This is a genomic window from Xanthomonas sp. NCPPB 1068 (assembly GCF_041479385.2).
GTDB classification, from domain to species: Bacteria; Pseudomonadota; Gammaproteobacteria; order Xanthomonadales; family Xanthomonadaceae; genus Xanthomonas; species Xanthomonas cannabis.
Map to the genome: position 1 here is coordinate 3,362,474 of NZ_CM192986.1, position 14,830 is coordinate 3,377,303.

General features: G+C 66.3%; 10 protein-coding genes. 8 read left to right on the top strand and 2 right to left on the bottom strand.

Annotation, left to right across the window (positions count from 1 at the left end; translation table 11 throughout):
• Nucleotides 1-131: 131 nt before the first annotated feature.
• The 7 genes from ACCQ12_RS14280 (at nucleotide 132) to ACCQ12_RS14310 (ending at nucleotide 10,651) form a co-directional block, all read left to right on the top strand.
• On the top strand, nucleotides 132-1,595 hold the full coding sequence (locus ACCQ12_RS14280) for a glycoside hydrolase family 125 protein (protein ID WP_372382020.1): 1,464 nt from the start codon (nucleotides 132-134) through the stop codon (nucleotides 1,593-1,595).
• Nucleotides 1,596-1,731: 136 nt separating this feature from the next.
• Nucleotides 1,732-4,074: a GH92 family glycosyl hydrolase gene (locus tag ACCQ12_RS14285; RefSeq protein ID WP_372382021.1), complete on the top strand. Its 2,343-nt coding sequence runs from the start codon at nucleotides 1,732-1,734 to the stop codon at nucleotides 4,072-4,074.
• Nucleotides 4,075-4,374: 300 nt separating this feature from the next.
• Nucleotides 4,375-6,210 carry a glycoside hydrolase family 35 protein gene (locus tag ACCQ12_RS14290; protein WP_372383624.1) on the top strand — a complete coding sequence of 612 codons (1,836 nt, stop codon included), beginning with the start codon at nucleotides 4,375-4,377 and terminating at the stop codon, nucleotides 6,208-6,210.
• A 317-nt stretch (nucleotides 6,211-6,527) separates the two neighbouring features.
• A complete protein-coding gene (locus ACCQ12_RS14295; protein WP_372361153.1) occupies nucleotides 6,528-6,728 on the top strand; it encodes a hypothetical protein in 201 nt (66 codons plus the stop codon).
• A 437-nt stretch (nucleotides 6,729-7,165) separates the two neighbouring features.
• Nucleotides 7,166-8,269 (top strand): sialidase family protein, encoded by a 1,104-nt coding sequence (locus tag ACCQ12_RS14300; RefSeq protein ID WP_372382022.1) that lies wholly within the window; start codon nucleotides 7,166-7,168, stop codon nucleotides 8,267-8,269.
• 310 nt (nucleotides 8,270-8,579) lie between these two features.
• Entirely contained in the window at nucleotides 8,580-8,975 is a 396-nt protein-coding gene (atpC, locus tag ACCQ12_RS14305) for an ATP synthase F1 subunit epsilon (RefSeq protein ID WP_372382023.1), read from the top strand.
• A 164-nt stretch (nucleotides 8,976-9,139) separates the two neighbouring features.
• A complete protein-coding gene (locus tag ACCQ12_RS14310; protein WP_372382024.1) occupies nucleotides 9,140-10,651 on the top strand; it encodes a DASS family sodium-coupled anion symporter in 1,512 nt (503 codons plus the stop codon).
• 43 nt (nucleotides 10,652-10,694) lie between these two features.
• Here ACCQ12_RS14310 and ACCQ12_RS14315 read toward each other — a convergent pair whose 3' ends face one another.
• Together ACCQ12_RS14315 and ACCQ12_RS14320 are read right to left on the bottom strand one after the other, a co-directional pair.
• Nucleotides 10,695-11,432 carry a copper homeostasis protein CutC gene (locus ACCQ12_RS14315; protein WP_372382025.1) on the bottom strand — a complete coding sequence of 246 codons (738 nt, stop codon included), beginning with the start codon at nucleotides 11,430-11,432 and terminating at the stop codon, nucleotides 10,695-10,697.
• Entirely contained in the window at nucleotides 11,429-12,493 is a 1,065-nt protein-coding gene (locus ACCQ12_RS14320; RefSeq protein ID WP_372382026.1) for a glycosylasparaginase, read from the bottom strand. The genes ACCQ12_RS14315 and ACCQ12_RS14320 overlap by 4 nt, the downstream gene beginning before the upstream one ends.
• Before the next feature lie 517 nt (nucleotides 12,494-13,010).
• Between ACCQ12_RS14320 and ACCQ12_RS14325 the strand changes: the two genes are divergently transcribed.
• A complete protein-coding gene (locus tag ACCQ12_RS14325; protein ID WP_372382027.1) occupies nucleotides 13,011-14,822 on the top strand; it encodes a vWA domain-containing protein in 1,812 nt (603 codons plus the stop codon).
• The last annotated feature ends 8 nt before the right edge of the window (nucleotides 14,823-14,830 follow it).

Genomic DNA, 14,830 nt, shown 5'->3' on the forward strand with positions numbered 1-14,830 from the left:
GGCGCACACGTTGTATGGTCATCGAGAATTGGTCATGCATAGGTCTCATCGTGCCGGCTGCCGTGTGGCGGCCGCCAGCGCAGGGATGAGGGTCGTGCGGATCGCAGGTCGAACCATGGAGTCTTGAGGTCATGCATACCCGCCGCGACATCCTTCAGCTGCTCGGCGCCAGCGCCGGCGCCGGCTTGCTGGCCAGCGCCCTGCCTGCGTTCGCGGCCGCGCCTGCCGCAGGTGCGTCCGCTGCCGGCGGCGCATTCGTCAGCAAGCGCCCGCCCAAGGCGCAGCGCCGCTTCGTCAGCAAGGCGGTCGAGCAGCAGATCGTGCAGATCAAGGCGCAGATCGCCGACCCGGAACTGGCCTGGCTATTCGAGAACTGCTACCCCAACACGCTCGACACCACCGTGGAAACCGGCACCCGCAACGGCAAGCCGGACACCTTCGTCATCACCGGCGACATCCATGCGATGTGGCTGCGCGATTCGTCCGCGCAGGTGCACCCGTACGTGCCGCTGGCCAGGCGCGACCCGGCGTTGCGCCGCATGTTCCATGGCCTGATCCAGCGCCAGGCCGCGTGCATCAAGCTCGACCCCTACGCCAACGCCTTCCTCCCCGATGGCCAGACCCAGCGCCTGAAGTGGTCGCTCAACGACATCACCGAGATGAAGCCCGGCGTGGGCGAGCGCAAGTGGGAAGTGGATTCGCTGTGCTACCCGATCCGCATCGCGCACGAATACTGGCGCGCCACCGGCGATGCCGCACCGTTCGACGACGACTGGCGCGAAGCGATGCACGTGGTGGTGCGCACCTTCCGCGAGCAGCAGCGCAAGGACAACCGCGGCCCGTATGTGTTCCAGCGCCCCTCCCCGCTGGCCACCGAAACCCTGGTGCTGGAAGGCTACGGCCAGCCGACCAAACCCAACGGCATGATCCATTCGATGTTCCGCCCGTCCGACGACGCCTGCGTGTTTCCGCTGTTCGTGCCGGCCAACCTGTTTGCGGTGACCTCGCTGCGGCAATTGGCCGCGATGAGCACGGCATTGCATCGCGACACGACTTTCGCCGCCGACTGCACCGCACTGGCCGATGAAGTGGAAACCGCCACCCGCCAGTTCGGGCAGCTGCGCGACAGCGATGGGCAGGCGTACTGGGCATTCGAAGTGGACGGCTTCGGCAACCAGCTCTTCATCGACGACGCCAACGCCCCCGGCCTGCTCAGCCTGGCCTACCTGGGCTGCTGCGATCGCGCCGACCCGGTGTTCCTGCGCACGCGCCAGCTGGCCTGGAGCGAGCGCAACCCATATTTCTCGCGCGGCACCGCCGCAGAAGGCGTGGGCAGCCCGCACAGCGGCATGGGCACCATCTGGCCGATGTCCATCGTGCAGTACGCGCTGGTCAGCGACGACGACGCACAGCTGCGCCAATGCCTGCAGTGGCTGAAAACCACCCACGCCGGCACCGGCTTCATGCACGAGGCGTTCGACAAGGACACCCCGAGCACCTTCACCCGCGACTGGTTCGCCTGGGCCAACACCTTGTTCGGCGAACTGATCATCGACCTGCATCAACGCAAACCCCAGCTGCTGCGTAGCGCCTGATGTTGCGAAGGGCTCGACCGCCCTTCGCATGCGTCACCGCGCAGCGCTTGATCTTCCCTTCTCCCGTCGGGAGAAGGTGCCCGAAGGGCGGATGAGGGGACGGCGCACCCACTTCGCGACATCAGAGACCACACACATGGCAACACGACGCGGTTTTCTCCAAGGCGCCATCGCCGCCGCCCTGTTCGGCAGCGTCGGCCTGCCCGGCATGGCCCGCGCGCGCGCCGGCAACTACGCGCTGCCGGCCGACGCGCGCACCCGCGCCGATCTCACCCGCCATGTGGATGTGTTCATCGGTACCGGTGGCCACGGCCACACCTTCCCCGGCGCCACGCTGCCGTTCGGCATGGTGCAGCTGAGCCCGGACACCTACAACGCGGTATGGGATTCGTGTTCGGGCTATCACGAGTCCGACGGCTCGATCATGGGCTTCTCGCACACGCATCTGTCCGGCACCGGCATCGGCGACATGCTGGACTTCCTGCTGGTGCCCGCCACCGGCGAAGTCAGGCTGGTGCCCGGCCCGCTCGACAATCCGGACGCCGGCTACCGCTCGCGCTACGACCATGCCGATGAAGCCGCATCGCCCGGTTACTACCGCGTACGCCTCAAGGACAGCGGCGTGCATGCCGAGCTCACCGCCACCGCGCGCGCAGGCCTGCACCGTTACCACTTCCCCAAGGGCAAGCCGGCCCACGTGCTGCTGGACCTGTGCCACGGCATGCAGGACAAACCGGGCATCCCCACCCGCGTCAGCGATGCGCAGCTACGCGTGGTCGATGCGCAGACCCTCACCGGCGGGCGTCGCGTCTATCAATGGGCCAAGGGGCGTTACATCTACTTCGCGCTGCGCGTCTCACGCCCATTCGCGCGCGTGCAGCTGTACAACGAAGACCAACCGCTGGCTGCCGATGCGCGCAGCAGCGACGGCGTGCATCTCAAGGCCGCACTGCACTTCCTCGATGCATCCGACGCCCCGCTGCTGATCAAGGTCGGCATTTCCGCGGTCAGTGCCGACAACGCATTGGCCAACCTCGACGCCGAATTGCCCGACTTCGACTTCGCCCGCGTGCACGCACAAGCCGTGGCCGCCTGGGAAAAAGAACTGGCCCGCGTACGCATCGACAGCGACGACGACGCGCAACGGCGCATCTTCTACACCGGCCTGTATCACAGCCTGCTGGCGCCCACGCTGTTCTCCGACGTGGACAACCGCTACCGCGGCATGGACCTGCAGATCCACACCGCGCCTGCCGGCTACCACAACTACAGCACCTACTCGTTGTGGGACACCTACCGCGCCGCGCATCCGCTGCTCACGCTGGTGCAGCCCGAGCGCTTGCCCGACCTGGTGCAATGCCTGGTGCGCGGCGCCAACGAATGCCCGGACGGCGTGGGCATCTGGCCGCTGCAAGGCGTGGAAACCGGCTGCATGATCGGCTACCACTCGGCCGTGGTCCTGGCCGAAGCGCACGCCAAGGGCTTCACCGGCATCGACTACAAGGCCGCGTGGCCGGCGTACCGCAAACGGGCGATGGACGACACCACGCACGGCCTGGGCGAGTACCGCAAGCTCGGCTACATCCCTGCCGACAAGGTGGACGAAGCGGTCAGCCGCACGCTCGAATATGCCTACGACGACTGGGCCTGCGCACATCTGGCGCAAGCCGCAGGCGCCAGCGACGATGCACGCGCATTGCGTGAACGCTCGCGCAATTACCGCAACGTCTTCAATCGCGACAGCGGCTTCGTGCAGGCGCGGCTTGCCGACGGCAGCTGGGCCACACCGTTCGACCCGCGCGGCATGGGGCACATCGCCAAGTGGCGCGATTTCACCGAGTCCAATGCCTGGCAGGCCACCTTCCTCAATCAACACGACCTGTACGGCTACATGGACTTGTACGGCGGCCGCGACGGCTTCGTCGCCAAGCTGGACGAGCTGTTTTCCACCAGTTCCGAACTGCCCGCCGACGCACCGCCGGACATCGACGGCCTGGTCGGCCAGTACGCGCACGGCAACGAGCCCAGTCACCACGTGGCGTATCTGTTCGCCTACGCCGGGCAACCGTACAAGACCCAGGCGATGGTGCGCCGCTTGCTGCGCGAGCAGTACCACGACGCGCGTAACGGCCTGTCTGGCAATGAAGACTGCGGGCAGATGAGTGCGTGGTTCGTGCTCAGCGCGCTCGGCCTGTATGCGGTGGATCCGGTCAGCGGCAACTACATCGTGGGCAGCCCGCTGTTCAAGCGTGCCACGCTGGATGTGGGCAACGGCCGCACCCTGCGCATCGTGGCCAACAACAACAGCGCGCAGAACGTGTACGTGCAATCACTGACCTGGAACGGCAAGCCGCTCACCCGCGCCTGGCTGCGCCACACCGAGCTGGCCGCCGGTGGCACGCTGGAATTTGCGATGGGACCCAAACCGAACCCGGCCTTCGGCGCTGACAAGAAGGATCTGCCACCGTCGTTTGCGTAACGTGATTGCACAACTGCCGCGTGCTCCCGCAAGCGGGCATTGCTTTCCCGTCTCCCGCAAGCGGGCATCGCCTTTTCTTCTCCCGCAAGCGGGGCATTGCTTTCCCCTCTCCCGCAAGCGGGGCATTGCCTTTCCTTCTCCCGCAAGCGGGGCATTGCTTTCCCCTCTCCCGCAAGCGGGGCATTGCCTTTCCTTCTCCCGCAAGCGGGAGAAGGTGCCCGCAGGGCGGATGAGGGCAGAACGCAAACACCAGTGCCTCCATCCACCCGCACCACCGGCCCCACCTACATCGAGACCTCCATGCTGCGTACCACTCTTGCTCCCCTGGTCCTGGCCCTGGCGCTCGCGCTGCCCGCCGCTGCTGCAACGCCCCAATCCTGGCCGGCCTTCGGCACGCAGGGCACGCAGTTCGTGCGCGACGGCAAGCCTTACCAGATCCTCTCCGGCGCCATCCACTTCCAGCGCATCCCGCGTGCCTACTGGAAAGACCGCCTGCAGAAGGCGCGCGCCCTGGGCCTGAACACCGTGGAGACCTACGTGTTCTGGAACCTGGTGGAGCCGCAACAAGGCCAGTTCGATTTCGACGCCAACAACGATGTCGCCGCGTTCGTGCGCGAGGCCGCCGCGCAAAGCCTCAACGTCATCCTGCGCCCGGGTCCCTACGCCTGCGGGGAGTGGGAAGCCGGCGGCTACCCGGCCTGGTTGTTCGGCAAGGACAATATCCGCGTGCGCAGCCGCGACCCGCGCTTCCTCGCCGCCAGCCAGGCCTATCTGGACGCGGTAGCCAAACAGGTGCAGCCGCTGCTCAACCACAACGGCGGACCGATCATCGCCGTGCAGGTGGAGAACGAATACGGCTCCTACGCCGACGACCACGCCTACATGACAGACAACCGCGCCATGTACGTCAAGGCCGGCTTCGACAAGGCGTTGCTGTTCACCTCCGATGGCGCCGACATGCTCGCCAACGGCACCTTGCCCGACACCCTGGCGGTGGTGAATTTTGCGCCAGGCGAAGCCAAGAGCGCGTTCGACAAGCTGATCAAGTTCCGCCCCGAGCAACCGCGCATGGTGGGCGAATACTGGGCCGGCTGGTTCGACCATTGGGGCAAGCCGCATGCGGCAACCGATGCCAGGCAACAGACCGAAGAACTGGAATGGATCCTGCGCCAGGGCCACTCCGCCAACCTCTACATGTTCATCGGCGGCACCAGCTTCGGCTTCATGAATGGCGCCAATTTCCAGGGCAATCCCAGCGATCACTACGCGCCGCAGACCACCAGCTACGACTACGACGCCATCCTCGACGAGGCCGGGCAGCCCACGCCCAAGTTCGCGCTGATGCGCGACGCCATCACCCGCGTCACCGGCGTACAACCGCCCGCATTGCCCGCGCCGATCGCCATGGCCGCCCTGCCGGAAACCCCGCTGCGTGAATCCGCCTCGCTGTGGGACAACCTGCCCGCCCCGATCGCCATCGACACCCCGCAGCCGATGGAGCACTTCGGCCAGGATTACGGCTACATCCTCTACCGCACCACCATCACCGGCCCGCGCAAGGGTCCGCTGTATCTGGGCGACGTGCGCGACGTGGCGCGTGTGTATGTGGATCAACGACCGGTCGGTAGCGTCGAACGCCGGCTGCAACAGGTTTCCATCGATGTGGATATTCCGGCCGGCCAACACACCCTGGATGTCCTGGTCGAAAACAGCGGCCGCATCAACTACGGACCGCGCATGGCCGACGGCCGCGCCGGCCTGGTCGACCCGGTGCTGTTAAACAACCAGCCACTCACTGGCTGGCAGGCCTTCCCGCTGCCGATGCGCGCGCCCGACAGCATCCGCGGCTGGACCCGCAAGCCGGTGCAAGGCCCGGCCTTCCATCGCGGCACGCTGCGCATCGGCACGCCCACCGACACCTACCTGGACATGCGCGCCTTCGGCAAGGGTTTCGCCTGGGCCAACGGCGTCAACCTCGGCCGCCACTGGGCCATCGGCCCGCAGACCGCGCTGTATTTCCCTGCGCCGTTCCAGCGCAAGGGCGACAACACCGTGGTGGTGTTCGACCTGGACAGCACGGTCAAGCCGGTCGTGCGCGGCGTGAAGCAGCAGGTGTGGATCAAACCGAAGGACTAAAGCCCGGCCAAATCGCGCGTTAAAGGTCTGCGGCTATCGGTGGTTGGCTAGTGGTGAACCCGGCGCACGCGCAGCAGCCGGCGTGCCCAGGCACCCACGCCACCCCCAACACCAGGCAACTGCCGCAACAGCAGCACCCGACGCGGCCTTCAGACCGCGCCGCACCCGCCGTTATCAGAACGTCCGGTGCCGCTGCGCCGCCCGTACCACCAGGTATCGGACGGCGCAGATTCCAGGCAAGATCACCGGCTGACACCGTTACGGGGGCGCTCTGGTTGCTACGTGGACGGCTTGATTGCAGGTTCCAGGAGCGTTGCATGTCCTCGTCCACCGTTACGCAAGAATCCGTTCCCGCAGGTCCGGAGCACACCCAGCACGCGTTCGCAGAGCAGGTCCACAGCAAGCCGATGGGCAGCACCGAAGCGGCGCACATGATGACCTTCTTGTGCCAGACCCAGTCGGCCAGGAAGCCGCAGACACTGTTGCCGCCGCAAGTGCGCGACGACAGCAACGCCTGAGCAGTCGTCTCGATGACGGACGCCGCAGGCCAGGCCTGTGGCGGGCTGTGCGTGGGCGGCACACTCACACGTACGAACGCCGTGCTTGAACACGGCGCGTGCAGACAGGCGTTGACGCCGGCCCAGCGTGCTGACGGCCAACACATCCAGCCACGGTGACGGCCGCGCGAGTCACCTCACCGCAATCGAGAGCGACCGGCGACGACTGCCCGGCGCATCGCCCTGCCTGCGCGCTTCATGCAATGGAGTTTTCATTCAGACGCTGACGGCGATGCACCGCCACTGCCACGTGCGGCCAGCCGGCGCAGCGGAATGAGCGGGTGTCATGCGATCGTGACGTGCGCCGTGGTCGGCGACCACATGCTCCGGGAATACTGACTACACGCGGTCTTTGATGGATGATAAGAGGCTTCACATCCGCACGGGACTCGACCACGATGCGTCTGCCATGCCTGCTGATCAGCGCTGTTGCCAGCCTTGCCGCATGCACTGCGCACGCACAGGCGCCGCTGCCGCCAATCGTGCTCAGCGAGTTCATCGCCGACCCCGCACCCACACCGCAGGCGCATGCCTCCACGTTGTTGGAAACCCGCGATGGCCACCTGTTGGCCGCCTGGTTCGGCGGTGCGCATGAAGGCGCAGCGGACGTCGGCATCTGGCTCAGCCAGCGCGACGCGCAGCACTGGCAGTTACCCCGCCGCATCGCCGACGGCGCGCGTGCCGGCACCGATGGCGCGACTGTGCCGGCCTGGAACCCGGTGCTGTTCCAGTCGGCCAGCGGGCCGGTGCAGCTGTATTACAAACTCGGCCCCAACCCGCGGCAGTGGTGGGGCCTGCGCATGACCTCCAGCGACGACGGTGCGCACTGGTCGTCTCCGCAATGCCTGCCCGACGGCATCCTCGGGCCGATCAAGAACAAGCCGGTGCAACTGCCCGGCGGGCGCATCCTGGCACCCAGCAGCAGCGAAGACCGCGGCTGGCGCGCACATCTGGAATGGAGCGACGACGATGGCGCGCACTGGCAACGCGGCATGCCGCTCAACGACCCGGCGCTGATCGGCGCGATCCAGCCCAGCCTGTTGCTGCATGCGAATGGCCGCGTGCAGGCGCTGGGCCGCAGCCAGCAGAACAAGCTCTTCAGCACGTTCTCCGACGATGGCGGCCTGCACTGGCAGCCAATGCAGTTGCTCGATGTGCAAAACCCCAATTCCGGCACCGATGCGGTGCTGCTGCGCGATGGCCGCTCCCTGCTGGTCTACAACCCGGCAGTTGCCGGCAAGGACTGGTGGGAGGGACGCGGCACCCTGGCCGTGGCCGTCTCTGACGACGGCCTGCAATGGCGGCGCGTGCTGACGCTGGAAGACAGCGCCAAGGACGAATTCTCGTATCCCGCAGTGATCCAGACCCGTGATGGCCTGGTGCACATCAGCTACACCTGGAAACGCCAGCGCATCAGGCATGTGGTGATCGATCCGGCACGGCTGGGCTCTGGCGACGATGCCAGCGCTGCCAACGGCGCTGCACTGCCGCTACGCCGGTGATCGCGCCTGCGTGATCGCGGTACACGCGATGCCTTGATCGCTCGCACGTGCCGCCTGCACGCGCGCATGCCGTGGGGAACGTTGGTCATGCGTGGCCTGGCTGGGCTCAGCAGGACGGCACTGCCCGATCCATCACGCGCACCCGCGACGGCAGACCAAGGGATTCGCAAGCCGGCTGCCGCAGTCCGGGTCGGGTTCGGCAAGCCCCCTCGCACGACAAGGCATGCGCAAGGCCAGCGACTTGCGTTCGATCAATGCGGGCTGCGATCCGGCGACGTAGCTTGGAATTCCCCTCCACGCAGGATCGAACATGTCCACAGTCCCCCATCCTCCTGTTTCGCAGGACAGGCCGACGCTGGCTGTCGAAATCGTCAGCCTGGGCGGCGCCGTGTGGACGGGCCAGGCCCGGCAGGTGGAGCTCCCCGGCACGGCCGGCCGCTTCGGTGTCATGGCCGGGCATGCGCCCATGCTGGCAACCCTGCAAGAAGGCATGGCCATGATCCGCCTGCCCGACGCGCAGGCGCTCTGGATCTACGTGTCTGGAGGAGTGGTGGAAGTGCAGCCAGACAAGGTCACGGTCATCGCGGAACTTGCCGCTCCATCGCAGACCATCGCGCAGGGCCGCCTGGCAGTGGCAGCGTCGATGGATCAATCACCGATGGCCGGTGCCCTTGCGGGCAGGGCAACCGGCGAGCGGACTGCCTGAAGCAATCGGCGCGCCCGGCATTCACTCCACGATGACAGGCCGCCTGACGGCATGCGACCGACGCGTTGCGGTCGTGCGCGATGCGCCGATCCGCGCAGGCCAGACGCTATGGCGGGGCCTCGCGGACAGGCGTGCATCCCGTGACACCCCATGAGGAACCGCATATGAAAATCCCCCGGCGTCTGCAGGCTGCAGTGCAGTATTTTTCGGGTGTTGTCCCGTTTCGCATCGCACCTGCGGTGGCGACCACGGGAGTCTTGATCACCTTGCTGCTGATCCCCACACCGCAGGGGCTGAGCGAGAACGGCTGGTCACTGTTGGCGATCTTCCTGACCACCATCGTTGCGATCGTGCTCAAGGTGATGCCCATTGGTGTCATGGCGATGATGGCCATGACGATCATCGCGCTGTCCGAGGTCACCTCGGAGTCGTCGAAGGGGGCGATCGCCGACGCACTGGCCAGCCTGTCCAACCCGCTGATCTGGCTGATCGTGGTGGCGGTGCTGATCTCAAGAGGGTTGAAGAAGACGGGATTGGGAAACCGGATCGGCCTGATCTTCATCTCGCTGCTCGGGCGCAGGACGTTGGGCATCGGCTATGGACTAGCTGCATGCGAATTGATCCTGGCGCCCTTTACGCCAAGCAATACTGCCCGGGGCGGCGGCATCGTCCACCCCATCATGAAATCCATTGCGTCTGCATTTGGCTCCGAGCCGGCGCAAGGGACCGAACGGAAGATGGGTACATATCTGTCGCTGGTGAACATGCACGCCAACACCATCACCTCCGGCATGTTTCTGACCGCAACGGCGCCCAATCCGCTGGTGGTCGACTATGTGGCGAAAGTCACCAACCAGACCTTCCACCTGTCATGGACAACGTGGGCATTGTGCATGGCACTGCCGGGCCTGCTCTGCCTCGCACTCATGCCGTTGTTGTTGCTGCATATTGCGCCGCCGGAAGTCACATCCACGCCCGATGCCGTCGTATATGCCAAGACCGAGCTCACGCGCATGGGCCCGATGTCGGGCAAGGAGCGGGTCATGATCGCGACCTTCCTGCTGCTGCTCACCCTGTGGGCAAACGTACCGGCCATGCTGTTCGGACCGGCGTTGACCCTGGACCCCACCGTCGTGGCCTTCGCAGGCCTGTTCGTGCTGCTCATTACCGGGACCATCGACTGGGACGACGTGCTCGCCGAGAAAAGCGCATGGGATACCCTGATCTGGTTCGGTGCCCTGGTGATGATGGCCGAGCAACTGAACAAAACCGGCGTCATCGCCTGGTTTTCCGCTTTGCTGCGCGACGGTATCCAGGCCTCGGGCATGGGATGGGAGACCGCAGCGACGGTGCTGGTCCTGCTGTTCGTGTTCTCCCATTATTTCTTTGCAAGCACCACCGCGCATATCAGCGCAATGCTGCTTGCGTTTCTGACAGTTGGCGCCGCGCTGGTGCCCCCTGCTTATCTGATCCCGTTCCTGCTGATGATGGTGGCCGGGTCGACGATCATGATGACGCTCACGCATTACGCCACCGGCACCTCCCCCATCATCTTCGGCAGCGGCTACGTCCCGCTTGGCATGTGGTGGCGCGTCGGCCTGACCATGTGCGTGGTCGAGCTGGTGATCTACGCAACGGTAGGCAATGCATGGTGGAAGCTGTTGGGCCTCTGGTAGAGGCAAGACCGGCCTGCTGCGGCGGGTGCGTGGCGGGGACGCTTTAATCCCCCGGCTGCCGCAGTAGCTCCACCATCCGCCGCACGCGCGCCACGTCGGTGCGCTGATAGTCGCCGCCGAGATCGGTGATATGAGGATGCGGCCCAGGCACCTGCGCCGCGACCGCCCCGCGTGCGGAGGCGTGGAATTCGCAGGCGCCGGTCCTGGTCCGCAAGGCAGCGATGTTGTGTTCGGACACGCCGGCACCCGGCATGATGCCGATGCGGCCGGCCGCCTGCTGCACCAGCGCGGCGATGACGTCCACCCCCTCCACGGCGCTGGGACGCGCACCGGAAGTCAGCACACGCTCGCAGCCCAGCAAGATCGCATCCTCCAGCGCACGCGCGGGGTCCGCACTGACATCGATCGCGCGATGAAAGGTCACGCCCAGCGTGCCCGCTGCGGCGATCAACACGCGCATCGTGGCCAGATCGACCTGGCCATCACGATCCAGCGCCCCCAGCACCACGCCGTCGCAACCGATGCGCACGCACTGCTCCACATCGCGGCGCATCACCTCCACCTCGTCGGCGTTGAACACAAAATCGCCCACGCGCGGGCGGATCAGCACATACAACGGGATCTGCAGGCGCTCGCGCACCACCGCCAACGTGCCGAACGAGGGCGTCAGCCCACCGCCGTCCAGACCGCCGCAGAGTTCCACGCGCATCGCGCCGCCTTGTTGCGCTGCCACTGCCGAACCGATGGAATCGGCAGCCACCTCCAGGCCGGCCGCGCTCATGCCGCGCGCTCCTGGGTGTAGTGGCTTTCACCGGGCACCAGCAGATCCTGCCGCTGCGCATCGCACACCGCGTAGCTGAAGCCTTTCTGGATGGCGAATGCTCCCACCTCGCCACGCTTGTTCATCGCCAGAAAGCCGACCTGCAAGGTGCGCGTCAGCTCCGGCTTGCGGCGGATCAAGCGCATCACCACCTCGCGGCATGCGTCGGCAGGCGACTTGCCTTGCCGCATCATTTCCACCACCGCAAAACTGCCGACATTGCGGATCACTTCCTCGCCCACGCCGGTGGAGGTCGCACCACCCACCTCGTTGTCCACGTACAAACCCGCACCAATGATCGGACTGTCGCCGACCCGGCCGTGCATCTTCCACGCCATGCCGCTGGTGGTGCAGGCACCGGACAGGTTGCCGTGCGTATCCAGCGCCAGCATGCCGATGGTGTCGTGGTTGTCCTTGCCGCCGGGCAACTTGGCATCGCGCCAGGCGCGGTTTTCGACATTGGCTTCCGGCGAATACTTGGACGTCTTCAGCCATTCCTTCCAGGCGGCTTCCGAGCTTGGGGTGAGCAGCCTGGTTTTCGGGAAGCCCTGCTCCAGCGCGAACTGACGCGCACCATCGCCCACCAGCATCACGTGCGGCGTTTTTTCCATCACCGCGCGCGCCACCGAAATGGCGTGCACCACATCTTCCAGCGATGCCACCGCGCCGCAATTGCCCAGGTGATCCATGATGCAGGCGTCCAGCGTCACCCGCCCGTCGCGGTCCGGATAACCGCCCAGGCCGACGGTAGGATTGGTCGGGTCCGCTTCTGGCACCCGCACACCGGCTTCCACCGCATCCAGCGCAATGCCGCCGCTGCCGAGAATCTTCCAGGCCTCCTGGTTGGCGGCAACGCCAAAGTCCCAGGTGGAAATCACCCGCGCCGCACCACGCGGCAGCGCTGACGGCGGCACACCCGGCGTGGCGCCCACTGCGGCCTGCGCGCGTGCGCCCCAGCCGGCCAGCCCGGAAGCGATCGCGCCCAGCGTGGCGCTCTTGAGGAAGTGACGACGTTGGATCATCCGGGCAACTCCATGATGGAAACGAACGGCCGCGCAGTGCGGCACCAGCCTTCCATCATGCGGCAGCGTGGCGTGCGGATAAACCGTATTGCGGCGCTGTCGTGTGCGGATCCGCGCACAACTGTCGCGTGACTGGGCCGAGCCTGCCTGGGCCGCCGCGTGTCCGATGCGTGGATCGAACTGGCGGCCGGCAACGGAGGGCGCCGTGCGCAGCGATGCCGAATCGCGCCTGGCCGCGCAGATGAGGCAGCCGACGCTGTCCTCTTCGCCGCGCCCTCATCCGGCGCTGCGCGCCACCTGCTCCCGGTGGGAGAAGGGAGTGAGGCCGGTCACGACACGGTTACCGGCAACGGTCCAGCTGCACTGCCGCAGCGCATCCAGGCCCGGCGAAAAAATCTTTCGTCCGGTTAACCCCATTCGCTGCGCTGGCCCGTTTCACTGACAGAGGCGCAGTGCACGGCGACCTCGGGCTGCCCGGTTGTTCACTCATCCCACTTCGTCACGCAAAGGAGTTCCCATGCCACGTCATAGCCTGATCGCGCTCGCCTTGTTGCTGAGCGCCTGCTCGCACGAACCCACTGCAGCGATCGACGAGCCGTCACGCGCCGAATCCTTGCCACAGCCCGCGCAACCGCAGCAACCCGACCAGATCGACTCGCTCCCGGAGGTCAGGCCGCAAGCGCAGCTCGCAGCACCCGCCCCTGCACATGTCCTGGAAGCGCCATCGGCCCCCAGCCCCCCGCAGCCGCCCGTCCTTGCGATGCCAGCGATGCCTGCGCCGGTCAGCAGCAGCCTGTCACGTCAGGCACCCGCCGCCACGTTGATGGCGCATCGCCCGGTGCTGGATAACCGCATGCCGATGCCACCGGTGATCCCGGCACCTGCCGAAGACCGCGAGCGCTACCAGCACATCGACGACAACGCCATCGTGCAGGCCGCCCAACAGCCCATTTCCACCTTCAGCATCGATGTCGATACCGGCAGCTACAGCAATGTGCGGCGCTTCCTCAGCGCAGGCAGCCTGCCGCCGGTGGATGCGGTGCGCGTGGAAGAACTGATCAACTACTTCCGCTACGACGACCCGGCGCCCACCAATGGCCAACCGTTCGCCGTGCGCACCGAACTGGCGACCACACCCTGGAATAAAGACAGCCTGTTGCTGCGCGTCGGCATCGCCGGCCGCGACATCGCCACCGCGAATCTGCCGCCGGCCAACCTGGTCTTTCTGGTCGACGTCTCCGGCTCGATGGACGCGCCGGACAAGCTGCCGCTGCTGCAGGCCTCGCTCAAACTGCTGGTGCGGCAGCTGCGTGCCGAAGATCGCATCACCCTGGTGACCTACGCCGGCAACACCGCGGTGGTGCTGCCGCCCACGCCGGGCGACCAGCAAGCCCGGATCGTCGAAGCCATCGACGCCCTGCAATCGGGCGGCGGCACCGCAGGCGCCAGCGGCATCGAACTCGCTTACAAAGCTGCGCAGCAAAGTTTTCTGCGTGGCGGCATCAACCGCATCCTGCTCGCCACCGATGGCGACTTCAACGTGGGCGTCACCGATTTCGATCAGCTCAAGGGCATGGTCGCCGAAAAGCGCCGCTCCGGCGTCGCCCTGTCCACGCTCGGCTTCGGTACCGGAAACTACAACGACACGCTGATGGAGCAGCTGGCCGATGCCGGCGACGGTGCCTATGCCTACATCGACACACCGCTGGAAGCGCGCAAGGTGCTCACTCACGAGCTGGGTGCCACGCTGGCCACCATCGCCCGCGACGTCAAGATCCAGGTGGAATTCAACCCGGACACCGTCAAGGAATACCGCCTGATCGGCTATGAAAACCGTGCGCTGCGCGATGAGGATTTCAATAACGACCAGGTCGATGCAGGCGACATCGGCGCCGGCCATACCGTCACCGCCTTGTACGAAATCACCCCCGCCAACGCCAACGGCAACGCATCGGTGGACCCGTTGCGCTATGCAAACGCCGCGGCACGTCCGCAGGCGCGCGCCCTCAACGGCGAGCTGGCGCACGTCAAACTGCGCTACAAACTGCCCGATGCGCAGCGCAGCCGGCTGCTGGACACGGTGGTCCGCCGCGATCAACGCCGGGCACTGAGCGCCACCAGCGATGCCTTCCGGTTTTCTGCGGCGGTGGCCGGGTTCGGGCAGCGTCTGCGTGGTGGCAACCAGCTGCGTGGCTGGGATTACCCGCAGGTACGCGCACTGGCCGCCAGCAGCCTGGGCGAGGACCGCTTCGGCTATCGCGCCGACTTCCTGCAGATGGTGCAGCAGGCCAACGCGCTGAGCACCCGGCCCGTTGCCACCACCGACTGATGCGCGCG